The sequence below is a fragment of the Pseudomonas sp. PICF6 genome (genome assembly GCF_009831705.1).
GTDB lineage: Bacteria > Pseudomonadota > Gammaproteobacteria > Pseudomonadales > Pseudomonadaceae > Aquipseudomonas > Aquipseudomonas rhizophila.
This window is the reverse complement of the sequence record NZ_WUUD01000032.1, coordinates 22,291-48,440: the sequence shown is the minus strand read 5'-3', so window position 1 is coordinate 48,440 and position 26,150 is coordinate 22,291. Positions and strand designations below refer to the sequence as shown.

Sequence of the window (26,150 nt, the reverse complement as noted above, 5' to 3'; positions counted from 1 at the left end):
ATCGTCATCCGCACGCTGGCGCCGCTGCTGCTGGAAAAAGGCGTCGAGCCGCCGGTGCTGGCGGTGGCCGAGGACGGCAGCGCGGTGGTGCCGCTGCTTGGCGGGCTGGGCGGGGTCAATGTCATGGCCCGTGATATCGCCACAGCACTGCAAGTCACCCCGGCGATCACCACCAGCGGCGAATTGCGTTTCGGCACCTGCCTGCTCAATCCGCCGAGTGGCTACAGCCTCGGCGATCTGGAGCAAGGCAAGCGTTTTGTCTCCGATCTGCTGGCAGGTGAATCGGTGCGCATCGAAGGCGCCGCGCCGTGGCTGGCTCAGGCGCAGTTACCCGAGGATGAACGGGCACGGTTGGCGATCCGTATCGACAGTGCTGCGGGTACACCGGCGGCGGATGAGCTGCGTATTTATCCGCGCAATGTGCTGGTGGCGTTGAGTGCAGGGGCGTCGGCGGACATCGGCGCGATACTGGAGCAGGCCGGCCTCGCGCCGCAGTCGCTGGCGTGCCTGTTGGCGGCGGACAGCGACATGGCCCGTCCTGAGCTGCACGAAACGGCATCGGCCTTGGGTGTGCCGCTGCGTTTTGCCGCAATCAATGGCAACCTCGAAACAGCGTTGAGCGATGCCCTCGGCCAACCGGCATCGCTACAGGTCATGGGCAGCCATGCCATCGCCGTGACTGAGCAGCCCCTTGACCCCGAACAGATCGGCCGCCCGCGCGGGCGTCTTGCCGTGATCGGCCTTGGCCCCGGCGCTGCCGAGTTGATGGTGCCGGCCGTGCGCGCCGAACTCGACCGCGCCACCGATGTGCTGGGCTACGAAACCTACGTGCGCATGGCCGGTCCCTTCCGGCCCGATCAGGTGCAGCACTGCACCGACAACCGCGAGGAAATGCAGCGTGCCCGTCATGCCTTCGAGCTGGCAGCCCAAGGGCGATCCGTGGTGGTGGTGTCGTCCGGCGATCCAGGCGTGTTCGCCATGGCCGCCGCGGTGCTCGAAGCGCTGCACGAGTCGACGGATGCCCATTGGCATAGCGTCGACCTGCAAATCCTTCCGGGCGTCTCGGCTTCCCTCGCCACCGCCGCCCAGGCCGGTGCGCCTCTGGGTCATGATTTTTGCGTGATGTCGCTGTCGGACAATCTCAAACCGTGGTCGATCATCGAGAAACGCCTGGATCTGGCGGCTGAAGCAGACCTGGCCCTGGCGTTCTACAACCCGATCTCCCGTTCCCGACCGTGGCAGCTGGGGCGAGCGCTGGAGATCGTTGCGCAACATCGCACGCCGCACACGCCGGTGGTGTTGGGGCGTGATATCGGTCGTCCGGGCCAGACCCTGCGGGTCACGACTTTGGGGCAGTTGACCCCGGAACAGGTGGATATGCGCACCATGGTGCTGATCGGTTCCTCCACCACGTGTGTATTCCCGCGCGCCGAAGGGGGCGACTGGGTGTACACGCCGCGTTGGTATGGCAGCAAACCGCTCTGATAAAACCCGGCGGCCCGCCTGGGCCGCCTCTATCTGACTTCGTCATGTTCGAGACTGCGTGGGTAAAAGACGACCCGCTGTTTGACGCTGTAGACGTCGCGAATACCTGTTTGTTTGAATAATGAAATAAATATTCGATGCGCGAGCGCTAAGTCATTGTGTTCGGAAACTTATTGAATTCCTTGTGAGTTGAACAGCGTTCGAAGTGTGGGCTATGTTTGCTTCCGCTTTGAAATTGATTGGGACTGTAAAGTGCTGTTTGCGGCCTGAGTGAACGCTGTTGTTGGGGCGCACTGGGGATGGCTGCTACTTATCTATTGCAGGAGAGAGCGCGCAATTTCTCCTGACAAGAGTATTTCTTTGGATGACTTGATGCAGAGGCTGCCCGAGTGCTTGGAAGCGCTTGTGGGCGGTCATCGTGCAAGGCTGTCCTGTATTTATATACGATAAATGGAAGTATTGTTTATGAGTGAATCTGAGCGTTCATCGGCGGATGACTACGTCGATTTTGTGAGTTTGTTGAAACTAAAGGATCTTGAACGGGCCTTAATGCCGTACAAGGGTTCCGAACAATATGATTCGGTACTTCGGTATTACTTTGGTTGTATCGCCTTGTTGGATTCTGCGCGCATGTTGGAACCGTTGGGGCTGCTCAAGCAGGCGGTGGGAACCTTGCAGGGAAACAGCCGGCGCCGTCGTGCGCCGGAGCCGCTGAGCACCGATGGCGCCGGGCCTGCGAACCTGGCGCAGATACAAAACAAAATCGAGGGTTTCGAAGCGCGCCTGCACAACAGCTTCGAGCAGTTGAAACTACCCGCTACCGAAGTGCCGAAAAACCTGCATTTTGTCTGGCTTGGGGGCGGCGTCGGGGCGATTCAGCGTGATTACATCAATATCTGGAAAAAGGTGATGGGCCCGCAGGGCTATCGCCTCAGTCTCTGGTATGACAGCGACGCGCTGCTGGCCTATGAGACCAACCGGATCATTGTCGAAGCCGCGAAGGCCGATGCCATGCTCAATGGCGGGCAGGCCAGTGTCGATCCGTTGGAGTTGGGCGACCGTTATGAAGAACGCGCCATCGTCCTGAAGCAGCAGATGTATGCGCATATCACCAAGGTTGTGAAGAACGGCGGCAGTGCCGATGAGGCTCGAATCGATCTGCTGGTTCGCGCCTACGGCCAGGATAAGGCGCGACTCAATACCCTGATGAACGATAACCGCCTCAGCCTCACGGCCTTGGCTGAGGGTTGCCTGAGCCTGCGCGACGTTGCCGCCGGTCAAGCACCCCTTCACTTGCGGGATATCTACGAACGCGAGATCAGTCTGCGTGGCATGTTTGCCGGGGGCTCCGACATTGTGCGTGTCGAAGCCCTGTTCGCCGAAGGGGGCAGCTATGTCGATATCGATCACCTGCCGCCCTTGCTGGAGAAACTGGGGGAGGTGGACATTCGTGAGTTCAAGACCGACGCGCGCCTGGGGGTGTTGCAGTTGTTGCTTGATCGAAACCCGGATTGGATGCCCGGCCGTCAGGCATTGCGCAGCCAGTACACGGATTATCTCCACGCGATCCCGTCGCAGCATCGCGATGCGCTGGAGCGGTTCGCTAAAAGCCAGCCCGAGTTGAACCGCGTTTTTCGCCCGCCGGTGGAGCGTCTGGCGCGTCCGTACGAGCTGCGCGCTGTTGCCGCGCGAAACTCGTTGAGCAACGCTTTTTTGATGGGCCACCCTGGGGCGGCGATGCTCAAAACCGTGCTCGAGCGTTTCAGGCTCAACTATGAAATCGTCGATGCCACCGCGCGCCTGGCCGATGAGCAAAACGTTGCCCTTACCGATGCCCAGAGCATGATCGGCCTTGCGCGTCAGGCCGCGACGCAGGTTTTCGGTGCGTTTCACGAGCTGTCGCCGGAAGCGGAAATGGCCGCGGCGTTTCTGGTGGAGGCGGCCGCCACTTACTACAGCGACGGTATCCGCCCCCAGAGCGAAGTGACGATCTACCTGACCGGCCCAGCCGCCATGCGCGAGGGGATGGCCGATTACCACCGGGCGCATTTCACCCCGCGAACCGCCGAGCAGTGGCGCGCGGAGGCGGTCATCGCCGCCGTCGGCAGCGTCAATGGGGCCACCGAGGAGGAGCTGGATCACTCCTGGAAGGAAAACGAAAGTGACACCGGGCAATGGCTCGTTAACGAGAAAAAACGCTGGCAAGAGGGCCGGTTCAAGGCTCGTTATGCCGGCGATATGGCCGAGCTGCTCAAATACCGTACGCTCCAGTTCGATGAAGGCTGGCCGGTGATCGAGGGGCGACATGTGTTGTCCACCGAGCTGTTGCAGCATCTGGCCGATGAGCTGGGCAAGCCGTTCATGCAGATGATGAGTCTGGGCCATGACGGGACGGTGATTTTCGACAAGGCGATACCGCTGGGTTTTGATGATCGTCAGTCGATCCTCGCCCAAAGCGCCAGTGCGTTGCCGCCAGCATCGTTGAGCGATCAGCAAACGCGCCGGTTGTCCGTCGTTGAGCTTCTGGAGCGCCTCGCCAAAGGTGATTTTGAAGTCGCTCAATTGAGTCCCCTGCAACGTCTGCTGCTGGGGGGCTTGACCGGTGCGACGGCCTTGGATAATCGCAGCTTCGATGCGGTACGCCCGCAGTTGGATAACCTGGCCAACAACGTCGCGAACCAGGGAAGCGCCGGCGGCTATGCAACGATCGAGCATGCGTTGTACCAACGTAAGGCGCCGGCTTTTCTGGCCGGGCTTGCCAGTGCGGCCGAGTATCCGCCAGGGCATGAGGAAACCGCCCTGGCCCTGAAGAAAAACGCCCTGGAGCAGCCTTTGACATTGCGCCAATGGGGCCAGCACGTCGCCCGGATCCGCCAGGTGGCGAAGCTTGAATACCGTGTCCGGGTCGTTGAACGCCTCGGTACTGTCCTGGACGATTTCGATGCCGACACAATCAAGCTTGTACCTCAGGATCTGCTGCTCCAGGGCGATGGCGACAGGGTGGGCGGACGTTGTTATCCCTTGGCCCTGGCAATGGCGGCAGCCTTGTCGCAGGACAAGGTTGCGGTCAACACCTTGCGTGAGCGGTTCTACCTGGGGGTGATCGAGCCTCAGGCCAGTGATTCGCAGACGTTCCTCAACTGCGTGGAGTCGTTGCGCGATGTGCAGATCGGCGACGTCGGCCGTGGGTTGGCGCGCTCGGATCTGAATGCGGTGGTGGACATTCTGCAAGCCAGGACAACGACCAGCACGCTGATGCTCAACTCCGACAATCACGCCATGCTGGTGGCCAAGACCCTAGAGGGGGAGCGCAGTACGTATCACTTCTACGATCCGAATTTTGGCGTATTCGAGTTCCAGCAGGCGACACGCTTCAGGCAAGCCTTGGAGCAGTTCTTCCTTCAGCACGAGATGGCCAGTTATTACGCCGCGTATGGCGATGCGGCGCGCCCGACCTTCGATCTCATCGACCTGGACGGTGCCAAGGTGGCGAGCCTGGCATTGTCTGGTGCAATTGAAGTTTCCAAACTGCTGCAACCCGGCGCGCTGCCCGGGCAGGCGCAGCGCCCGGTCAGACAGCGCCTGGCCAATGCCCGGGGGCAGTCGCTGCAGAGTAATCCTCGATTGGGCAACTGTCTGCTGGCGCTGGATGGCCAGTGGTGGGGGCAACAGATCGCGCAGGCAACGGCCCATCTTCAGCAGGCGGGTCAATTGGCATCAGGCCTGGTGCCGTTGTTCGAAACCCTGGAGGTCATGTCGAACGGATCGTACCGCATAAGCCTGATCGATCCTGAGAGTCCCGAGCAACTGGTACGGGTCGTCACTGACGACCATCGACTCTTGCGTATAAAAAGCTACCTCTCGGAACGTTTTTCAGCCTTGGCCAATAAACCGTCCGTGCCCAGCGATCCCACCGAAGTGGGCAGCGTCCATACCCTGAACGCCGGTTTCGCCATACAGGCATTGATGAATGCATTGAGACGGCAGGAAGGGCCTGATCGCTCCCTGACGCTGGCGGTGCGCTTGCATGGCTATGTCAATTACGCGCAATTGGTTCACGGCAACGTGGTGGATATCGCGGGCCTGGTGGGGCTGGTGCGTCAGGCACTGGCTGAAGAAAAACTGATTGCCCGTACCGTCGCGCCAGTGGTGAAGGCGGCGGTGGGAAGCAGCGTGAGCGAAGCGACAGGGGGGCTGCTGCAACTGGCGAATGTCGGCTTCGACATCTATCAGTTGTCGACTGCCCGAAACGAAGTGGAACGCGCGCAGTTCGGCACCCAACTGGCGTTCGACTCGGCCGGTCTGGCGTTGTCGGTAGGCGCTTACGCCGCCGGTGCCACCACCGCCGGAGCGTTTCTGGGCGGCGCCGCGGTGATGCTGGGCGGGCTGGCGGTGGGGGTGGCCGCGCTGGCCCAGGGTTTCGCCACCATTGCTGAAGAAGCCAAACAAGTCGGGCTTTTCTTCGATGAGGCTACAAAAGCTCATCTTCAGCCTTATCACTTTGATGCCCCCAGTGGGGCATGGCTGCCGCGTTCTTCGTTGATCGTTCAGACGCTGGACCTGACCCGCTCCGAGCTCGTGCTGGACAGCCCCAGGCTGTATCCGCTACGTGATCATTTCGGCGTGCCGACCTTTGATGACGATTACCGCCGGGCAATCGATATCCGTCGAGAGCTGAATCTGCCAGGTCGGGTCAAGTTCACGCCGCCGGCAGACCAGGTCGTCGTCCTGCCTTGCACACCGCAAACCTGTTATCGCTACGAGTACAAGGCGCTGCCCTTCGCGAGCCTGCGCCATGACACCGGTTTCGACACGGCCCGGCGTCTGGAAAAAAGGAAAGCGGATGGTGGCTGGCTGTTCCTGTTTTCGTTCTATTCGTTTCCCAGCGACTACATCCTCTACCGCATGGTGCCTGACTATCGGCCAACAGTGATCGATGTGTGGCTCGATTCCGTCGATCGCTCGCTGGGGGTGCCCGTTCTCCCTGCCGTCTGGCACGCAAAGGTTGCCTATCGGATTCGGGGTGCCGGAAAACGCTGCGCGTTGGGACTCAATCCCGGCGTGGGCCTGATCCTTGAGTCGGGGCCTGCGCAGAAGAAGTCCAGTTGGGTATTGGACGCCCCTTGGGTCGGCGAGAGCGACATCCGTTTCGAGGGTTCAGGGAAACTGTTTATCGGTGAGCTCCAGGTGACGCTAACGGGAACGGGGAGCCATGAAATTGTGCTCAAGATCTCCGACAATCAAGTGTTTCAGGTTGAGCTGCAGGCATGCAAACTCACCCTCGTCGAGCAGGATGTGCCTCCGGGCATGAGTCGACAGGCGTTGCAGGGACACCTCAAGACTCTGGCTCAAAAGCACCGCCTGGTGATGCCGTATACGGCGGTGCACCATTATCTGATTCCGTTCGAGGCACCGGACGAGCCCCGCTATGTTACGGCCTGGTACGACGCGAAGGAGGACCGCTTCCTGTACATCCGTGACGATATGCCGGGTGTCGATGCCGCTGTGTTGGGAGCGGTGGCGGGTGCTTCCTGTTACTTCTACGACCCGCAGAACCTGATCATCTGGCAAGTCGACGCGGTGACCGGGCTGTTGAGCCATCGTTATTGGCTGTGGGGCGCAAGCAATGTCGCAAGCACCATCAAGCGCGTCGAGGTGGATGCTCAGGGGGTGATTCATGTCGTTCAGCAAATCACCCGCAAGGATCAGGCCCGCGATGTTCTCGTTTATGTGATACATGAGGGGCAACTGCTGCTCAGTTCGATCACTCGGGACCTGGACCTGGCATTGGAGTCGGTCCTGAGTGCCAGCGAAACACTGGCCGACTGGTCGCTGATCCTTGGTAACGGCTACCCCTTTACCCCGTCCGCCAGCGAAAAGGACAGCTTCATCACCGTCAACTGGCGGCCTGCCCCCTTTGTTTCGGTTTGCTGGAAGCCCGAGGCGCAGTGGCGGGACATGGCCTGGGTTCGCCGCAGCGATCACTTGATCATCCGTCCCTCACCCCGCCGCAACCATCACCGTGGCTGGGCCGACTCGATCAAGCACATGACTGACCTGACGTTGCTGACACCGGCGGGCGACAGCGATGTGTTTGTCATCTATGACCGGCTCAGACAGGAACTGTGTCGCAAGCAACGTACCGAGGTGGCGGGAAAGGGACACTGGTCCGAAACATGGATGCGCCCGCAGAAGCTGGAAAACGTCATGGCGGTTGACGGCGGCTACGTCGCCCTGACGTCAGAGGGCCTGTTCTTCAACCTGACGAGCCAGGGCAGACTGGCCTTGGGCGGTTTGAGTGAAGTGTGGCTCAAGGATCGGGCGCACTGGTGGTCCGCATTGGAGCCCTTGGCCCGGCAATACGCAACCGACAGCTTTGCCCTGATCGGCTTGACCCACTTGAACGGTGACGCGAGGTTGTGTGCCTGGTACGTCGGCAACCGATTGTTGCTGGCTGAATGGGGGCATGCAAAGCAAGTGCGCCTGCTCGGCGTTACCCCGGATAGCGAAGCGGCCTGGCTGTTCGATGTATCGAGTGGCGAAGTCTATCGCCAGGCATTCATCGATCCGCAGAAACTGGAGTCCGCTTTTGGCCAGGGTTCGCAGTTGCTGCAGGCTGATGCATTACCCGCCGCGGAGCGTGCATGGGCGCCCTGGCAGTTTGTCGAACTGACGGTCGAAGGAGTGGGGCTGCGTGGCGTGACATTCGAGGGCGTGGTGGTTGTGCTGCGAGACCGGGAGCCGGCGTTGATTACCGGCGTCACTCACGAATGGGTCGTCGCACAAGGTGGCCGGAAGCTCGAGGGCCTCAAACAGCTGGCGGCCCAGCCATTTCGCAGCGCACTGCTGTCAGTGGAGGAGCCCGGTAACCTGCAATGGTTCGTCGCCGAGACCGAGCGTGTGATTCGGGTTCCCAAGACGGTCATTCCAGAGTCCTTTGAACTATTGGGCACCCAGCAGCGGAGCAACGTGCTGCTTCATGAAAGCAGGAACGGAAAGCTGCTGACCTTGCCGGGTATGGAGCATCTTGGGCCACTCAGTTACATCCGGCGTGATGCCGAGGTTCTGGCTATTGAGGGCCAGATGAAGGTTGATGATCTTCTTGCGCTGATGCCGGACGATGTTACGACTCTGGTCCTGCGCATGGGACAAGGCGCGGTGAGTTACAGGTTGTCGAAAGCGGCCTGGTTGAGAGTCAAGTCGGTCATTCTCGATTGCCGGCACTCGCTGGGCAGCGCGCAGACAATCCCCGGTAAGTTGATCTGGGAGCACGATGAGCCTGACCAGTTGTTGCTGAGCCCCATCCATGAACATCTGGTGATCATCGACCCGAACAGTGGGCACAGTGTGATTTTTCGTGAAGTGTATGCGGCGGATGTCAACTTGCGCGGAGAAGTCGTGCTCAGCTTTGGAGGAAACCGGTATTACACCGTCTCGACACTGATTGAGCAGTTGGGTGCTTTGCAGAATGCCAGCAACGGTGTCGCGCTCAAAGAGTTGTCACACGTATCGTATGAGGAGGAAAGCAATCTGGTGAGTTGACCACGGTCCGATATTCTCGCTGGGGTCTTACGTCGCAAGCAGACCGCTGCTGTGTCAGGGCACCAGATAGCCTCTGACCCCGGTAAAGATGATCTGCGCGGCCAACGCGCAGACAAACAACCCCATCAGGCGGCTGACAATCTGTAAGCCCTGGTCACCGAGAATCCGCTCGATGCGGCTGGACAGGTAAAGCACCACGCCGACGGTAAAGCTGGCCAGGGCGATGCTGATGATGGCCATGAGTTTGTCGTCCCAGTGCGGCTGGCTCACGCCCATCACCAGCAGGGCGCCAATGGTGCCGGGGCCGACCGTCAACGGAATGGTCAGCGGGACAATGGTCACGTCCTGCTGAACATTATCTGTCTGTACGGCTGATTTGCCTTGGGCCATGCCCAGCGCCGAAATGAACAGCACGCTGCCGGCGCCGATTCGGAACGCATCCACGGTGATGCCGAACACGCTGAAAATCACCCGTCCGAACAAATACAGCAATACGCTGGACACCAGCGTCGCGATCGCGACTTTCCAGGCCAGGCGCCGTTGTTCCTTGCGCGAGTAGCCGCGAGTCAGGCCGATAAAACACGACAGCACGAAGAAGGGGCTGTAGAGCACCAGCATCTTCAGATAAACGCTGAACAACACATGAAGCATGGTCGAGGCTCAAGGCGGAGAAAGACGTCGGGGAGTCTATCAGGCGTTTTGGTGTCTGTCGGCTCAGGACGTCTGCGCTGTACGATTCTGCTGGTCGCGCTGGGCCACCCAGTGTTCGATCAGCTCGCGCAGTTGCGACAGTTCCACCGGTTTGGCCATATGGCCGTCCATCCCGGCCTGACGGGCGCGTTCCTTGTGTTCGGCCAGGATGTGCGCGGTGAGCGCGACCACGGGGGTGCGGGTGCGCTGGTTACCCATTTCCCAGGCACGCAGTTGCTGGGTGGCGGAAAAGCCGTCGAGGATCGGCATTTCGCAGTCCATCAAGACCAGGTCGTAGCGCTGCTCCTTCATGGCCTTGAGGGCTTCCTCGCCGTTGCTGGCGGTATCGGGTTGCAGGTTGAGCTTGCCGAGCATGCCACGGATGACCTTGGTGGAAATGCTGTTGTCTTCGGCCACCAGGATGCGGAAGTCGCTGGGCACTTTTACCGGAACGACAGGACCGGCGCCCATCGGAATGCTCGGCGCCTGGCCTTTGTTGCGCTGGTTGAGTTCGTCCGCCAGGGTGGTCTTGAGGGTATAGCCGGCCACCGGTTTGGCGAGGATGCGCTTGACCCCGCTGTTGCGTGCCACGACCTTGCTCGGCGCGTTGCTGATGCCGGTGAGCATGATCAACAGGATGTCGTGATTCAGGCTCGGGTCTTCCTTGATCTTGGCCGCCAGTTGCATGCCGGTCATGCCGGGCATGTTCTGGTCCAGCAGCACCACGTCGAAGTAGTCCCGCAGGTGCGCCTTGGTGCGCAGCAGCGCCAGGGCTTCCTTGCCCGATGGTACGGCGCTGACGTTCAGGCCCCAGGCGCTGCATTGCTGCACGAGCACTTTGCGGCAGGTGTCATTGTCGTCGACGATCAACACCCGCGCCCCTTGCAGCGGACTGTCGAGGTCGGAGGTCGGATGTTCGAGGCGATCCGGGTCCAGGGGCAAGGTCAGCCACAAGGTACTGCCCTGGTTGCTGCCGCTTTTGATGCCGAACTCGCCGTGCATCAGCATGATCAATTGACGGGCGATGACCAGGCCCAGGTTGCCGCCCAGGCGGGTGGCCGAGAGGAAGTTCTTGCTGTGCAATTCGGCATGCATCAGCGTGTCGCGCTCTTCGGCGTCCATGGGCGTTCCGCTGTCCTGCACCGCGATGCGCAGGCGCGGCTGATTGCTGCGCTCGTCCAGCGCCACGACGATCAACACTTCGCCCTCGTCGGTTTTTTTCAGGGCGTTTTCCAGCAGGCTCAGTAGCGCCTGGCGCAACCGTGTCGGGTCACCGCTGATCACTCGCGGCACCTGGGGCTGGATAAAGCTGATCAGTTCGACATTCTGCTGTTCGGCCTTGGCGCGGAAGATACTCAGGCAGTCCTCGATCAGCGCATTGAGGTCGAACTGCACGTCGTCCAGTTCGATCTGCCCGGACTCCAGCCGGGAAATGTCGAGGATCTCGTTGATCAGGGTCAGCAGTTCGTTGCCGGCGCTGTGGATCGTCTGCACGTAATCGCGCTGCTTGACCGACAGCGGCGTGCCCAGCAGCAGTTCGGTCATGCCCAGTACGCCGTTCATCGGCGTACGGATTTCGTGGCTGATCTTGGCCAGGAACTCGGCCTTGGCATTGATCTCGGCATTGCTCGCCGCCAGGTCGCGGCTGATGCTGAAACGGCTCTCGTTGATCGAGCGCTGGCGCTCACCCAGGGCGACACTCATCAGCAGTCCGCTGACGCAGATGAACCCCAGCAGGGTGATGATCAGGCCCTGGGGAGCGACTTCCGTCAGCCCTTGCAGGGCCGGCAGGATGATCAGCGTGCCCAGGTTGAAAACCACCATGGCGGCGACAAACAGCCGTGCCGGGCGATAGCCCTTTTGCCAGTGCCAGGCGCTGACAAACAGCATGCTCAGGCCGGCCAGCGCGACCAGGGCATAGGTCATGATATTGAGCGGCAGTGTGTTCACGAACAACAGCAGCAGGCTGCAGAGCGTGATGAACACGATGTCTCCCAGCAGCAGCCGGTTCAACGGGTGCGGCCCCAGGGGGGCGAAGAAGCGGTAGGCGAACATCAGGCCGCAGGGCGCGGTCAGCAGCAGGGCCAGATAGGCCCCCGGCGTCTGAATGGCCGGCCAGTCGGGCAGCCAGGCTCCAGCCAGGTTCAATAGCAGCACCAGGCTGAGCATCAACAACCCTTCACAGGCCGCCAGCCACAGGCAACTGCGTGAGCGGGTATAGGCGTAGCGGGTCAGGTTGTGCAGGATCAGCATCGCGATGCAGCCGAACAGCAACCCGTAGATCAGTGTCTGGTTCTGATTGGCCGCCGCCTGAATCGCCGTTTCCAGGGTGACATAGGGCCGCAGTTCGTGCCGGGACGCCAGGCGCAGGTAGACGTCCAGCTGTTTGTCGCTGCGCGGCAGGGCCAGCATGTAATCGCTGCTGGGCAGGGGTTGTTCGATACGGGGCAGGGCATCGCCGCCGACCTGTTGGTCCACCAGGGTATCGCCGTCCAGCACATAGAGGTTCAGGCGAGACAGGTCGGGTGCAAAGATACGCAGTATTTGTTCATGTGGGTCGGGGGCCAGCCGGAAACGCAACCACAATGCCCCACCCGGCTCGGCGGCCTTCAGGCGGTCCAGGTCGATGGGGCTGAATTGATTGGTGTAGCGGGCAGAACGGATGTCGCTCAGCTTCAGGTCGCCCTGTTCGTCGAGCAATACCGCCCAGCCACTGCCTGGCGCGGCCTGAGCCGGGAGCGTGCAGAGCAGTGTCAGCAGGGTGACGGTTAAACCTATGGCAATCCTGAGCCAGCGCACGGCGAAATCCCTTCGTAGGTTGATGCCAGATTATAACTATGCGCGGCGCCGGAGCAGACAGGCAAGGGCCATGGGCGCTTGCCGGTCTGAATGGCCGGGTTATTCCAGATTTTCGCCACGCTCGCGGGCAATGGCACGGTAGCCAATGTCCTTGCGGTAGAAACAGCCTTCCCAGTCGATCTCGGCGGCAAGCTTGTAGGCCTGCTGCTGAGCCGCGTCGACACTGGACCCCATGGCGGTGGCGCAAAGTACGCGACCGCCGGCGGTGACCACCTGGCCATCCTTCAGCGCGGTCCCCGCATGGAAAACCTTGCCTTCAAGCCCGGCTGCAGCCTCCAGGCCTTGTATCGCATTACCTTTAGCGTAGTCGCCCGGATAACCCCCGGCTGCCAGTACCACACCGACGCTCGGACGCGGATCCCACTGGGCTTCGACCTTGTCCAGAGCCTGGGCCAGGGCCGCTTCGACCAGCAGCACCAGGCTCGATTGCAGGCGCAGCATCACCGGCTGGGTCTCAGGATCGCCGAAACGGCAGTTGAATTCGATGACTTTTGGGTTACCAGCCTTGTCGATCATCAGGCCGGCATACAGGAAGCCGGTGTAGACGTTGCCTTCCTCGGCCATGCCGCGCACGGTCGGCCAGATGACCTGGTCCATGACCCGCTGATGGACCTCGGTAGTGACCACCGGGGCAGGGGAGTAGGCACCCATGCCACCGGTGTTCGGGCCGCTGTCGCCATCGCCAACACGTTTGTGGTCCTGGCTGGTGGCCATTGGCAGGACGTTCTTGCCATCGACCATGACGATGAAGCTGGCTTCTTCGCCGTCGAGGAACTCTTCGATCACCACCCGGGAACCGGCGTCCCCGAAGGCATTGCCGGCCAGCATGTCGCGCACGGCGTCTTCGGCTTCGGCCAGGGTCATGGCTACGATCACGCCTTTACCGGCGGCCAGGCCGTCGGCCTTGATCACGATCGGCGCGCCTTTTTCGCGCAGGTAAGCCAGGGCCGGATCGATCTCGGTGAAGTTCTGGTAGTCGGCGGTCGGAATCTTGTGACGTGCCAGGAAATCCTTGGTAAAGGCTTTCGAGCCTTCCAGCTGTGCGGCTCCGGACGTCGGGCCGAAGCAGTCCAGGCCACGGGAACGGAACAGATCGACCACGCCGGCGACCAGCGGCACTTCCGGGCCGACGATGGTCAGCGAGACGTTCTTCTCGGCGAAGTCGGCCAGTTGTTCCAGGGCCAGCACGTCGATGGCGACGTTTTCGCATTTGGCTTCGATGGCGGTACCGGCATTGCCCGGTGCCACGAAAACCTTCTGCACACGCGGATCCTGAGCCACTTTCCAGGCCAGGGCGTGTTCACGGCCACCGCTGCCAATGATCAAAACATTCATTTCAAAAACCTCGGATGACGCTGATTCTGTTTGGAGCCTAGGGCGTTTTGCGCCATAGGAGGTCGCAATGAAGTCGGTAGATGCAAGGCGGAGTCGACCTTGATGAGCGGAGTTGCCTTTTGGCAATGAGCATCATCGAGGTCGGCTCCAACGCAGCAGATGCCGGCTTCAGTGCGGCCGTTGTCTTGTTAGTGACGGAAGTGGCGCATGCCGGTGAATACCATGGCGATGCCGGCTTCATCAGCCGCGGCAATCACTTCAGCGTCACGCATCGAACCACCCGGCTGGATCACCGCGGTGATGCCGACCTTGGCCGCGTTGTCGATGCCGTCGCGGAACGGGAAGAACGCATCGGAGGCCATGACCGCGCCCTGTACCTGCAAACCGGCGTGTTCAGCCTTGATCGCGGCGATGCGGGCCGAGTTCACGCGGCTCATCTGGCCGGCGCCGACGCCGATGGTCTGGCGGTTCTTGGCGTAGACAATGGCGTTGGACTTGACGTACTTGGCGACTTTCCAGGCGAAGATCAAATCGTTGATTTCCTGCTCGCTTGGGGCGCGCTTGGTCACCACTTTCAAATCTTCGCTGCCGATCATGCCGATGTCGCGACTTTGTACCAGCAGGCCGCCGTTGACACGCTTGTAGTCCCAGGCCGGCGCGCGGTCGGCCGACCATTGGCCGCAGGCCAGCAGGCGCACGTTGGCCTTGGCGGCGACGATGGCACGGGCTTCTTCGCTGACCGAAGGCGCGATGATCACTTCGACGAACTGACGCTCGACGATGGCCTTGGCGGTTTCGGCGTCCAGTTCACGGTTGAAGGCGATGATGCCGCCGAAGGCCGATTCGGTGTCGGTGGCGTAGGCCAGTTCGTAGGCCTGGCGGATGCCGCCCTCGGCGTCCGGGCTGACGGCCACGCCGCACGGGTTGGCGTGCTTGACGATCACGCAGGCGGGCTTGACGAAGCTCTTGACGCATTCCAGCGCCGCATCGGTGTCGGCCACGTTGTTGAACGACAGTTCCTTGCCTTGCAACTGGGTGGCGGTGGCGATACCGACTTCGGCCGGCTTGGCTTCCACGTAGAACGCCGCGCTCTGGTGCGGGTTCTCGCCGTAGCGCATTTCCTGGGCCTTGATGAACTGGGTGTTGAAGGTGCGTGGGAATTCGCTGCGGCCTTCGGTCGACAGGGTTTCAGCGGCCTGGTTCACGGTGCCCATGTAGTTGGCGATCATGCCGTCGTAGGCGGCGGTGTGTTCAAAGGCCTTGAGCATCAGGTCGAAACGCTGGGCGTAGGTCAGGCCACCGGCCTTGAGGTTTTCCAGCACGCTGGCGTAGTCACTGGCGTTGACCACGATGGCCACGTCTTTGTGGTTCTTGGCCGCCGAGCGGACCATGGTCGGGCCGCCGATGTCGATGTTTTCAATGGCGGTCGGCAGGTCGCAACCTGGCTTGTTGATGGTGGCTTCGAACGGGTAGAGGTTGACGGCCACCAGGTCGATCGGCTTGATGCCGTGCTCGTTCATGATGGCGTCGTCGATGCCGCGACGACCCAGGATCCCGCCGTGGATCTTCGGGTGCAGGGTCTTGACCCGACCGTCCATCATTTCCGCAAAACCGGTGTAGTCCGCGACTTCCACTGCGGCGACGCCATTGTCCTGCAGCAGCTTGAAGGTCCCGCCGGTGGAGAGGATCTCGACACCCAACTGTTGCAGTTCGCGGGCAAATTCGAGGATCCCGGTCTTGTCGGAGACGCTGATCAAGGCGCGGCGGATCGGCAGGCGGGTGGTCTGGTCGGTCATTTCAATTTCCATCAAAAGCAAGGGAAGTCAGCAAAAAAGGCGACCGTTTTTTACGCGGGCGCCTTTCTGGTTTGATTGAATGCTTACAGCAGATCGTACTGCTTGAGTTTCTTGCGCAGGGTGCCGCGGTTCAGGCCCAGCAGCTCACTGGCCTTGGTCTGGTTGCCCTTGACGTAGTTCATCACGCTCTCGAGCAGAGGTGCCTCGACTTCCGAAAGCACCAGGTTGTACACATCCGTGACGGCAGCGCCCTCAAGGTGGGCGAAATAATTGTGCAGCGCCTTCTCGACACTCCCGCGAAGGGTCTGACCTTCTTCGCTGGGCGTATTGAGGTGCTGTTTCAAATTTACGTTGTCGCTCACGGGTGTTATTCCACTCACTAAAGTCTCGGTCATCATCGTCATGCGGCCACCCCTTCGTCCCCTGTCAGGCTCTTGTAACGCTCAGCGAAGAACGCCTGAACGTCGGCGCATTGTGCTTGCGTACCATCCAAACGATTGAAACGGGCGCGAAACTCCCTGGCGCCCGGCAGGGTTGCGAGATACCAGCCCACATGCTTGCGAGCGATGCGTACACCCATGACTTCTCCGTAGAAGGCATGCAGCGCGGCCAGATGCTCTAGCAGAATACGTTCCACCTCGGACAGTTGCGGCGCAGCGAGCTTTTCGCCGGTGCGCAGGAAGTGTTCGATTTCACGAAAAATCCATGGCCGCCCCTGGGCAGCCCGGCCGATCAACAACCCGTCGGCACCCGTCGCGTCCAGCACGTACCGGGCCTTTTCGGGCGAGTCGACATCGCCGTTGGCAAAGACCGGCATCGACACCGCCTGCTTGATCGCGGCAATGGTGTCGTACTCGGCCTCGCCGGTGTACAGGTCGGCACGGGTGCGGCCATGCACCGCCAACGCCGTGATGCCTGCCTGTTCGGCGATCTTGGCCACCGTCAGGCCGTTCTTGTTCTCCCGGTCCCACCCGGTGCGGATCTTCAGGGTCACCGGCACATCGACTGCGGCGACGACCGCCTGCAGGATCTCGGTGACCAGCGCTTCATCCTTCAACAGTGCCGAGCCTGCAGCCTTGTTGCAGACCTTCTTCGCCGGACAGCCCATGTTGATGTCGATGATCTGTGCGCCCAGCTCGACATTGGCCCGGGCCGCCTGCGCCAGCATCTGGGCATCGCCACCGGCGATCTGCACCGAGCGGGGCTCGGGATCGCCTTCGTGGATCATGCGCAGACGCGATTTGCGGGTGTTCCACAAACTCATGTCGCTGCTGACCATTTCCGAAACTACAAGCCCGGCGCCCAGTCGCTTGCACAGCTGACGAAAGGGCTGGTCGGTGACGCCCGCCATTGGGGCGAGAACCAGGCCGTTCTGTAATGTATATGGGCCGATGCGTACCGCCGACATAGGACTTCCCTGAAGTGGGGCCGGATCATGAGACTTCGAAAAAGGGTTGGCATGATACCCGCTCTCGATGACTGGATAAAGGTCGAATTGGATAAAATCTGAACAGCTATTTTGTTATCGCCAGCGGTTTGGTTCGGGTGCGCTGAGTCAGAAAGCTGCCGCCAATCGCCCGGCCCTGGTGTGCATCACTCTGGTGAATGAAAGCTCAGGCTGTAGTTCACCGCTTTAGGTCCCGGGTCGAGGATATCCAGGGCAATATGAATGGGCGTCTGCGGCGGCATTTCCCCCAGGCCTTCGACATCGCCGCCCAGATATTCACCGGGCTTGAAACGGCGACTGGCGATCAGATGCCCGTTGAGGTCGGCGAAACGCAGCTCCAGCAGCGGGAAAGGCTGGGAGAACGGCGCACGGTTGTAGATGATTGCGTCCACCACCAGGGCGCCGCTGAACTCCGGATGGCTGCGCACCACCAGGTTGCTGCTTTTGATTTTGCCGATGTCGACCTTGGACGGCACGTCGCAGCCGATGGTCGGGCAAATCTGCAGGAACCACGGGCGATACTGATCCTGACGGGCCAGTTCTTCGAAGTGGTAGGCGATGTACTGGCCGGCCAGGGCCGCGGTGGCGAACAGGATCAACAGGCCCCACAGCAAACGCCGGCCCCAGGGCGAGCGACGCTTGCGCCAGTCCAGTTGCAGCGGATCGTCATCCAGGTCCTGAAGGGCCTCGGCGCGTAATCCGGGTTCATGGCGCTCGCGTGCCTTGCGCGTCGGCACCGCTTGCAACGGTGCTTCGTCGTGATCATCGTGATCATCGCTGGCAGACAGACTTTCCAGGTGTTCGTGGGGCTCGTCGTCCGGCTCCAGGCGTAGCGGGGTGACCGGCTCGTCGTCCGGTTCCAGCGGTTCCAGGGTCAGGGGCAAGGACAAGGACGGTTCGGTGCGCGGTGGGCGGGCCGGTTCATGGGGCTCGAACGGTTCGACCGGGGTTTGTAGGGCCGTTTCGTCGCGCTCGCTGGCGGATTCGCTGTACAGGCTGTCGGACCAAGGCTCCTGATCGTTCGAGAGCGGGTCGCGTTGCGCGCTCAGGTTGTCTTCACGACGTCGGCCGAAGGTATCCGGCGCACGCTTGTCACGCCGCTCCAGTCGAGCCAGTTCCTTGTCCAGATCATCGAGGTCCAGCTCGGCGGCGGTCCATTGCTTCTGGCTGATCGCACGGGGCGGGGATTCGGCGGCGGGCGTCTTGATTGGCGGTGCCAGGGGCGTGACGGTTTCCTTGGCAGTATGCTGTTCCAGCAATTGCCGTGCGGCATTGAACACTTGCAGGCACGAGCCACAGCGAACCACCCCGCGGGCCACGCTCAATTGAGTATGGCTGACGCGAAAACTGGTGTGGCAATGCGGGCACTGGGTGACGAAACTGTCAGTCATGCGGCAATCCGGTTGATACAGGCGGCCATTCTAGCGCCGACGACCGGTGATGCGCACCCAGCCATCGCGATTGGCAATGGGGTCCAGATCAAAGTCCGCGGCATAGGCCGCAGCGACTTCTTCACCCTGTTCGGCCAGGATGCCCGACAGCGCCAGGCGTCCGCCCGGCTTGACCAGGCTCGACAACTGCGGCGCCAAGGACACCAGCGGACCGGCCAGGATGTTGGCCACCAGTACGTCGGCCTGAACCTGTGGCAGGTCTTGCGGCAAGTACAGGGGGAACAGCTCTGGGGCAATGTTGTTGCGCCCGGCGTTGTCGCGGGAGGCTTCCAGGGCCTGGACGTCGATGTCGGTGCCGACCGCTTCCTTGGCGCCCAACAGCAGCGCGGCAATGGCCAGGATCCCCGAGCCGCAGCCGAAGTCGAGCACGTTACAGTCTTTAAGGTCCTGGCCGTCGAGCCATTCCAGGCACAGCGCGGTGGTCGGGTGCGTGCCAGTGCCGAACGCCAGCCCTGGGTCCAGCAGCAGGTTCACCGCATCCGGCTGCGGCGCGGCATGCCAGCTCGGCACGATCCACAGGCGCTGACCGAAGCGCATCGGCTGGAAGTTATCCATCCAGCTGCGTTCCCAATCCTGGTCTTCGATCACTTCGCTGTGATGCTCGGGCAACGGGCTGCCGGTGAGCAGCTCCAGATGTGCCAGCACGCTGGCCGGCTCGGTGCCACCTTCGAAAAGGGCCAGCAGGTGAGTGTGGGACCATAACGGCGTGGTATTGAGTTCCGGCTCGAAGATCGGCTGGTCTTCGGCGTCCATGAAGGTTACCGATACGGCGCCTACTTCAAGAAACGCGTCTTCGTAGGTTTCGGCTTGTTCCGGGCTGATGGCCAGACGTACTTGCAGCCAAGGCATGGCGGGCACCTTTGGAAAAAAATCTACAGGAGGCAGCGCAGGGCTGCAAAGGCGCGCAGTGTACGCCAGGTCGCCATCAAAGTGGATAAGCGAGTCTCGTGCCGCCGGCGTGGTGTTTCGATATATATATGTATGACATGGGGGCAATGCAGGACGGATAAGGTGCGGGTCCACACAACAGGGAGGAATGTGATGGACAACACTGCCGAACGGCACAGCAACACGAGCGGCGCGGGGACGGTCTCTTCCCCGCAGGCGGAAACAGCACAAGTCATTCTGGAGAAGTTGGCACGTTGGCAGGCGGCTATCGACCAGCGATTACACGCTCAGATGCCCTTGCTGGAGGTGCTGGAAGAGTACCTGCTGGTCCAACTGCGCACCCATTATTACCAGGGCAACATCGATCCGTACTTCATCGGCACCCTGCTCGATGCGGTGCTGCAACGGATGATTGACCAGACGCCGGTGGCTTTTGATGAAGAACAGGATGCTCCTTATCGCTGGCCCGGCGGGACTGATCCGGGGTTTGCGGTTGAGCGTCGGGAAGTCATCGTGCAGGTGGTGGAAGCAAGCGCCGCGGGCTTTACCCATCACTACAAAGACTATCTGCAACGTCACTGGCGCATGGCCGGGAGCGACGCCTCTCTTGAGGAGGTGGTCAAGCACAGGCTCGCTGAATACCTGGCCCGGATCGATAGGATTTTCCAGCCGGAGCAACTGGCGGGGGTGGACGTCGATGAGCTGAGGGAGAAGCTTGAAAACCTTCAGGCGCACTGGCGTCTCACAAACCAGATCACCTCGTTGGCAACCGCTCAGGAACGGCGGAGTCTTCAGGCAATCGCTGGGGGGCAATTGCCTGGCTGGCTGAAGGCGCTGAGTGAAGTCGAGCGTAAACAGTTGAAGGCTTTTGAGGCACGGACCTCGCAGGCGCAGGCGCTGGTGGATGAGCTGCTCGACGGCCTGGGCTCGCTGCAGGCGTTTGCCCGGCGGCTGGCCAGGGACTATGTCAGGCGTGAACTGGACATGGAAGTCGAGCCTGACGGCATTCGAGTGCAGTTGCAGTGGCGAGGGATCATTGACCAGCCGGTGCAGACCCATAGCCTGAGCGAATTGCTGGCGGCAGGTCCGATAAGATCGGACGCCATATCGGTGTTCCTGGTGGAAAATGGCGCCATGCTGCGCAACCAGCCTCTTTCGCCGGCGTTCATTACCCAACTGCTGGCAGACGTGGATGCCCCCGCTGGGTATGGGGCAGCATTGGTCAGCCAATATGGCCGGGCAGACCTGAAGGACGCCATGCTCGATTGGTTCGTGGCGCGCCTGGAGCAAAGCGCGTTCGTGGCACGCTGTGCGGGCCATTTGAAGGTGAGCCATCACGAGGCGCTCAAAACCTTATGGGCAAACGAGACGTCGGCGCAATCGGCCAGTGCCTGGCGTGTGGCCTGCCTTGCGCTTCCAAACGCACTGAAGTGTTCCGATCTTCTGTTGTTCTACCGCGAGGACCGGTCGGGCGAGGTCAGTGATCTGTTGTTGTACGCCCCCGGCAAGCCAGATGGGCAGGAGTGGATCGAGTTGCCCTCGCTTCGGTCCGTGAATGCAGAGATAGGCGCCTGGATTGAAAGCCAGGCGGGTCGCGAATACCTGTTGCAACAACTCTCTGCAGCCGGGCGTGATGTGGCTCGGGAGTACTTTGCCGGCGTGGCGGACAAGCCGACGGCATGGGATCTGAACAAAGACCTCAGGAGCACTGCGATGGCCTTCAAAGCCTGCCTTGAGGCGTCTGTTGCAATGGGCCTGGCCAACAACCTGGCGCAGGTGGAGCAGGACGAATCGCCCCAGTGGTACGCGGCCCTGCCGCTTGACTCCCGACGTATCATCAGCAGCTTGAGCCAGGAGCTCCTGGTTCATCAGCAGGTCTTCAACGAGCAGATCGCCGGCTATGAGGTCTTTGTGGACTTCGCCAAACGTACCGTCACCCAAGCCATCGCACCGTACATGCGTAGCAAGGGGGTGCAGGAACCGGTCGATCCTGCCACGGTGCTCATCGACTACACACCCGGGCTGGCGAGTGGCAAGACCCAGGTTGCCAGCTTGCTGGAGCTGGCCATCCATGGGTATGACGACAACTCGGGCATCGACAACCCCAGAAAAGGCGTGCGGTCATCGATCGGGCAGGACCTGGGGCAGGTTCGCAGTGCGGAGCTGGCGACCTACATCCGGCGGGCCTACGTGGGCGAGCAGTATGCGCGGCAGATCCGCGCCAGGTTCCTCGATGCCAGCGCTGCCGAATACACCAAGCGGCGCAATGCCTACCGCAACCTGTTGCTGACCCGGATGGATCGCGACCTGCGGATCGCGACGGGCAAGTCCTTGTTGAACGCCCGTGAGTTCTGGTGGCTCACCCGGCAAATCACGCTGCTGAGTGAGTCGACGCCGGTGACCGGCTCAGTGAGTTCGCAGGCGGTGGTGCAGCGCGAAGGTCTGATCCGGTTTACCGTCGGCGGTCATGTGGTATTGGGCGTCTATGTCTTTGCCTACTTTGATCCCAAAGGTGTCTATTGGCTGTACACGCCCGACGCTCCCGACGGCGTCACATTTCGCCCATACCAGGACTTCCCCGGGGCGGTCGCCGCACGCCTGCGTGATTACGTACTGGAGCGGGTGGCCGTTGGTGCTCGTGCCGCGGTAAGGCGCTCGCTGACGGCTTTGGCGACCACGACCCGTGGCCTCGAAGTATTGCGCGAATTCAATCGGGTAATGGATATCTCGTCGCAGTTCGATGCCTACATCGAGCGCGCTGTCACGGACGTGGAAGATGTCACGAAAAGTCGCGGCGAGGTGATCAGGGATCAGGTGCTCAAGGGCCTGCTCTTCGCCTCCGCGCCGGTGTGCATGGTTTACCCGCCCTTTGCCCTGTTGCTGGATGCCGGCTTCATTGCCCTCAGTTCCAGGCAGGCGATCGAGGCGCATGGGCAGGGCGACACGGATCGCGCCCTCGGCCATTGGCTGCAAGCGACCTGGGGCGCGTTGTTCGGCATGCTTGGGGCAATGAGCATGACCCGGCTGCTCGGTCAGGCTGTCAGGAGTCTGAAGCTCGCCGTAAGGCCCATGTCCTTGGCCGCTCAGCGCCTGAGGCAGGTGACATCAGTCGCTGCCAGGGAGAGCGGGCCGCTGATCCAGCCGATCCGTTTCGATCCGAAACAGGCGGTCAGGGAAACGCCGAAGAATTTGCAGCAGGTGACCGAGGGGGCTTTCAAAGGCACCTATCTCAGCCCGTCCAGCGCTACGCAGCCGCGAAATGCTTTCTACATACTCGACAAGGGCAGGTACTACCAGGTGAGGGGGAATATCTACTTCGATGGTCTGTGCCTGGTGGATGCCCGTTATCCCGGCGCCTTTTACAAACCGCCTGTGTACAGGATGGCGAATGGCAAGTGGGCGCGTAAACCCGTTGGAATGAGTGGCGGCAATGATGATGTGCGTAACCTTGGGCGAGTGAGCGATCTTCGCGAAGCGTTTCCCGGGCATGTCTTCCCGGACGTGGCGCGGGGCGCGTTGCAGGGCGAGGCGGTGGTCGCCAGGTTCAGCGAGACGGCGGCAGACAACTATCTGTTCTCCCTGAACGCCCAGACATGCGTGATCGCTTCCTTGTACAACCCGACCACCAAGGTCGGGGCGGTCATTCATTTCGATCACAACATCCGCGCACTGATCGAGCGCAGTGTTCGCGAAGTGAAGCAGCGTTTGGGAGGGGCGGGCAAGGATATTCGCGCCATTCTGGTGGGCGGCGATTGGCTGACAGGCGCTGATATTGGCGAGCCGGTCAGGTCGGTGATGAGGCGCCAGGGGCTGCAGCCAACCTGGGATCACTGGTCGTATTCTTCCTGCTTCGGTAATACCTATGGTGTGTCGCTGGATCTGCGCACTGGGGTGACGTCGGTGTTCAAGACATCACAGAGTCACGTTGAGCGCTACTACATACCGGTGCTGGCGAGGGCGAAACAGAGTTCCGACCCGGTGTCGGTGCGTGCGCGTGGGTTCATGACGCGCTTGCGTAGTGAGCCGTTGGTAGCCAATGCCAACGGTAGCGTTCGCACCCAGCAGGGCAGGGCGGCGACGAGGGCGCAGATCGAAGCACAGGCACTCCCTACGGTAGCGCTGAGCTGAGTCATTCGCCGCCATTGTGAAAGGCAGGCAAAAAAAGACCCCGGCCAATGGACCGGGGGCTTTTTTACATCACTCGGGACATCAAGCCTGATCAGCCAGCTTGTGTTCCAGGTAATGGATGTTGACGCCACCTTTGCAGAAGCCTTCGTCGCGGACCAGGTCGCGGTGCAGCGGGATGTTGGTCTTGATCCCGTCCACCACGATTTCGTCCAGCGCATTGCGCATGCGCGCCATGGCTTCGTCACGGGTTGCGCCGTAGGTGATCAGCTTGCCGATCAACGAGTCATAGTTCGGCGGAACCGCATAACCGCTGTACAGGTGCGAGTCGACGCGAACGCCATTGCCGCCTGGAGCATGGAAATGCTTGACCGTGCCTGGGCTTGGCATGAAGGTTTTCGGGTCTTCGGCGTTGATCCGGCATTCCAGCGAGTGGCCGCGGATCACCACGTCATCCTGGGTGAACGACAGTTTGTTGCCGGCGGCGATGCTGAGCATCTCCTTGACGATGTCGATACCGGTGACCATTTCCGAAACCGGGTGCTCCACCTGAACACGGGTGTTCATTTCGATGAAGTAGAAACGACCGTTCTCGTAGAGGAACTCGAAGGTGCCGGCGCCGCGGTAGCCGATGTCGATGCAGGCCTTGACGCAGCGTGCCAGGACTTCCGCGCGAGCCTGCTCGTCGATGCCCGGTGCCGGTGCTTCTTCGAGGACCTTCTGGTGACGACGTTGCAGCGAGCAGTCGCGGTCGCCCAGATGGATGGCCTGGCCCTGGCCGTCGGACAGCACCTGGACTTCGACGTGACGCGGGTTGGTCAGGAACTTTTCCAGATAGACCATCGGGTTGCCGAACGCCGCGCCCGCTTCGGAGCGGGTCAGTTTCGCCGAGGAAATCAGGTCTTCTTCCTTGTGTACCACACGCATGCCGCGACCACCGCCACCACCGGCAGCCTTGATGATCACCGGATAGCCGACTTCGCGGCCAATGCGCAGGGCGGTTTCTTCGTCTTCAGGCAGCGGGCCGTCGGAACCTGGAACGGTAGGCACGCCGGCGGCGATCATGGCGTGCTTGGCCGATACCTTGTCGCCCATCAGGCGGATGGTGTCGGCTTTCGGACCAATGAAGGCAAAACCGGAGTTTTCGACCTGTTCGGCGAAGTCGGCGTTTTCCGCCAGGAAACCGTAGCCAGGGTGAATGGCGGTGGCGCCGGTCACTTCAGCGGCGGCGATGATCGCCGGGATGTGCAGGTAAGAGTGCGCAGCCGACGCCGGACCGATGCAGACGGATTCGTCCGCCAGGCCCAGGTGCATCAGTTCTTTGTCGGCCTTGGAGTAAACGGCGACGGTCTTGATGCCCATCTCTTTGCAGGCACGCAGAATCCGCAGGGCGATCTCACCGCGGTTAGCGATCAGAACTTTTTCCAACTTCGCAGTCATCAAAGGCTCTCCGCGGTTCAAACGATGGTGAACAGCGGTTGGTCGTACTCAACCGGCTGGCCGTCTTCAACGAGGATGGATTCGATCACACCGCTGGTTTCAGCTTCGATGTGGTTCATCATCTTCATGGCTTCGACGATGCACAGGGTGTCGCCTTTCTTCACGGTCTGGCCGACTTCAACGAAGGACGGCGAGGACGGGGAAGACTTGCGATAGAACGTGCCTACCATTGGCGAACGGGCAACGGTGCCGTTGAGCGTTGGCGCGGCAGGTGCTGCTGGAGCGGCGGCAACTGGCGCTGCTGCCGGAGCAGGCGCGGCGGCTGGAGCCTGCATCGGTGCCGGCGCGTAGAACTGCTGGGCCGGGGTCTTGCTGTGACGGCTGATGCGTACGGACTCTTCGCCTTCCTTGATCTCGAGCTCGTCGATGCCGGACTCTTCCAGCAATTCGATCAGTTTCTTAACTTTACGGATATCCATGAATCATCAACTCCCAAGGGTCGGTCAGGGGCGTTTAACGCTTGTTGTTCAAGCTGTTGCCTGTTTTTCAAGCTGCTCTAGGGCGGCCTCCAGAGCCAGTCGGTAACCGCTGGCGCCAAGGCCGCAGATCACTCCCACCGCTACATCGGAGAAGTAGGAGTGATGGCGGAAAGGTTCGCGTTTGTGCACGTTGGACAAATGCACTTCGATGAATGGGATGCTCACTGCCAGCAGCGCGTCACGTAATGCGACGCTTGTGTGCGTAAAAGCAGCGGGATTGATCAAAATGAAGTCCACACCTTCGCCACGCGCGGCATGGATGCGGTCGATCAATTCATATTCGGCGTTGCTTTGCAGGTAGAGCAAATGATGGCCGGCATTGCGGGCCCGCTGTTCCAGGTCCTGGTTGATCTGGGCCAGTGTCACGGCCCCGTAGACGCCCGGTTCGCGGGTGCCCAGCAGGTTCAGGTTGGGTCCGTGCAGGACCAATAGGGTCGCCATCTGCTGTTCCTTGTTATCTGTGAGCAGGTGTCAGAACCCGGCGACTATGCCGCAAAGCCTTTATGACTGTCCAGTTCTCTGCAATAGCCAGCACGATGACCGATGTTTGCGC

Annotated in this window: 14 protein-coding genes; 3 read left to right on the top strand and 11 right to left on the bottom strand. The window is 61.1% G+C overall.

The features are described from left to right. Both cobJ and GSM73_RS20795 read left to right on the top strand, forming a co-directional pair. The coding region (gene cobJ, locus GSM73_RS20800) for a precorrin-3B C(17)-methyltransferase (protein ID WP_256677020.1) at positions 1-1,485 on the top strand (1,485 nt) is incomplete at its 5' end. A 465-nt stretch (positions 1,486-1,950) separates the two neighbouring features. Further along, positions 1,951-9,027: a TcdA/TcdB pore-forming domain-containing protein gene (locus GSM73_RS20795; protein WP_160893696.1), complete on the top strand. Its 7,077-nt coding sequence runs from the start codon at positions 1,951-1,953 to the stop codon at positions 9,025-9,027. A gap of 54 nt (positions 9,028-9,081) precedes the next feature. Here GSM73_RS20795 and GSM73_RS20790 read toward each other — a convergent pair whose 3' ends face one another. The 8 genes from GSM73_RS20790 to prmA form a co-directional block, all read right to left on the bottom strand. Continuing rightward, the gene (locus GSM73_RS20790; RefSeq protein ID WP_047227382.1) at positions 9,082-9,678 is read right to left on the bottom strand and encodes a MarC family protein; all 597 of its coding nucleotides are present in this window, start codon (positions 9,676-9,678) and stop codon (positions 9,082-9,084) included. A 63-nt stretch (positions 9,679-9,741) separates the two neighbouring features. Continuing rightward, the gene (locus tag GSM73_RS20785) at positions 9,742-12,516 is read right to left on the bottom strand and encodes a hybrid sensor histidine kinase/response regulator (protein WP_076382840.1); all 2,775 of its coding nucleotides are present in this window, start codon (positions 12,514-12,516) and stop codon (positions 9,742-9,744) included. A gap of 99 nt (positions 12,517-12,615) precedes the next feature. Beyond that, positions 12,616-13,911 carry a phosphoribosylamine--glycine ligase gene (gene purD, locus GSM73_RS20780; protein ID WP_047227384.1) on the bottom strand — a complete coding sequence of 432 codons (1,296 nt, stop codon included), beginning with the start codon at positions 13,909-13,911 and terminating at the stop codon, positions 12,616-12,618. Between the two features lie 188 nt (positions 13,912-14,099). Next, complete coding sequence (purH, locus tag GSM73_RS20775; protein WP_047227385.1) at positions 14,100-15,707, bottom strand: bifunctional phosphoribosylaminoimidazolecarboxamide formyltransferase/IMP cyclohydrolase; 1,608 nt, start codon at positions 15,705-15,707, stop codon at positions 14,100-14,102. An 83-nt stretch (positions 15,708-15,790) separates the two neighbouring features. Further along, the gene (gene fis / locus GSM73_RS20770; protein ID WP_025211617.1) at positions 15,791-16,111 is read right to left on the bottom strand and encodes a DNA-binding transcriptional regulator Fis; all 321 of its coding nucleotides are present in this window, start codon (positions 16,109-16,111) and stop codon (positions 15,791-15,793) included. Further along, positions 16,108-17,115 carry a tRNA dihydrouridine synthase DusB gene (gene dusB / locus GSM73_RS20765; protein WP_047227386.1) on the bottom strand — a complete coding sequence of 336 codons (1,008 nt, stop codon included), beginning with the start codon at positions 17,113-17,115 and terminating at the stop codon, positions 16,108-16,110. The genes fis and dusB overlap by 4 nt, the downstream gene beginning before the upstream one ends. 185 nt (positions 17,116-17,300) lie before the next feature. After that, positions 17,301-18,545 carry a DUF3426 domain-containing protein gene (locus GSM73_RS20760; RefSeq protein ID WP_160893694.1) on the bottom strand — a complete coding sequence of 415 codons (1,245 nt, stop codon included), beginning with the start codon at positions 18,543-18,545 and terminating at the stop codon, positions 17,301-17,303. Between the two features lie 30 nt (positions 18,546-18,575). Continuing rightward, entirely contained in the window at positions 18,576-19,454 is an 879-nt protein-coding gene (gene prmA, locus GSM73_RS20755) for a 50S ribosomal protein L11 methyltransferase (RefSeq protein ID WP_047227388.1), read from the bottom strand. 192 nt (positions 19,455-19,646) lie between these two features. Between prmA and GSM73_RS20750 the strand changes: the two genes are divergently transcribed. Beyond that, a complete protein-coding gene (locus GSM73_RS20750) occupies positions 19,647-23,621 on the top strand; it encodes a dermonecrotic toxin domain-containing protein (protein ID WP_047227389.1) in 3,975 nt (1,324 codons plus the stop codon). An 81-nt stretch (positions 23,622-23,702) separates the two neighbouring features. Here GSM73_RS20750 and accC read toward each other — a convergent pair whose 3' ends face one another. The 3 genes from accC to aroQ are packed head-to-tail and all read right to left on the bottom strand — an operon-like array spanning position 23,703 to position 26,038. Continuing rightward, positions 23,703-25,058, bottom strand: a complete 1,356-nt coding sequence (gene accC / locus GSM73_RS20745) for an acetyl-CoA carboxylase biotin carboxylase subunit (protein WP_047227390.1) — start codon at positions 25,056-25,058, stop codon at positions 23,703-23,705. Positions 25,059-25,075: 17 nt separating this feature from the next. After that, positions 25,076-25,537: an acetyl-CoA carboxylase biotin carboxyl carrier protein gene (gene accB, locus GSM73_RS20740; protein WP_047227391.1), complete on the bottom strand. Its 462-nt coding sequence runs from the start codon at positions 25,535-25,537 to the stop codon at positions 25,076-25,078. Between the two features lie 48 nt (positions 25,538-25,585). Next, positions 25,586-26,038: a type II 3-dehydroquinate dehydratase gene (gene aroQ, locus GSM73_RS20735; RefSeq protein ID WP_018605716.1), complete on the bottom strand. Its 453-nt coding sequence runs from the start codon at positions 26,036-26,038 to the stop codon at positions 25,586-25,588. Positions 26,039-26,150 lie beyond the last annotated feature (112 nt).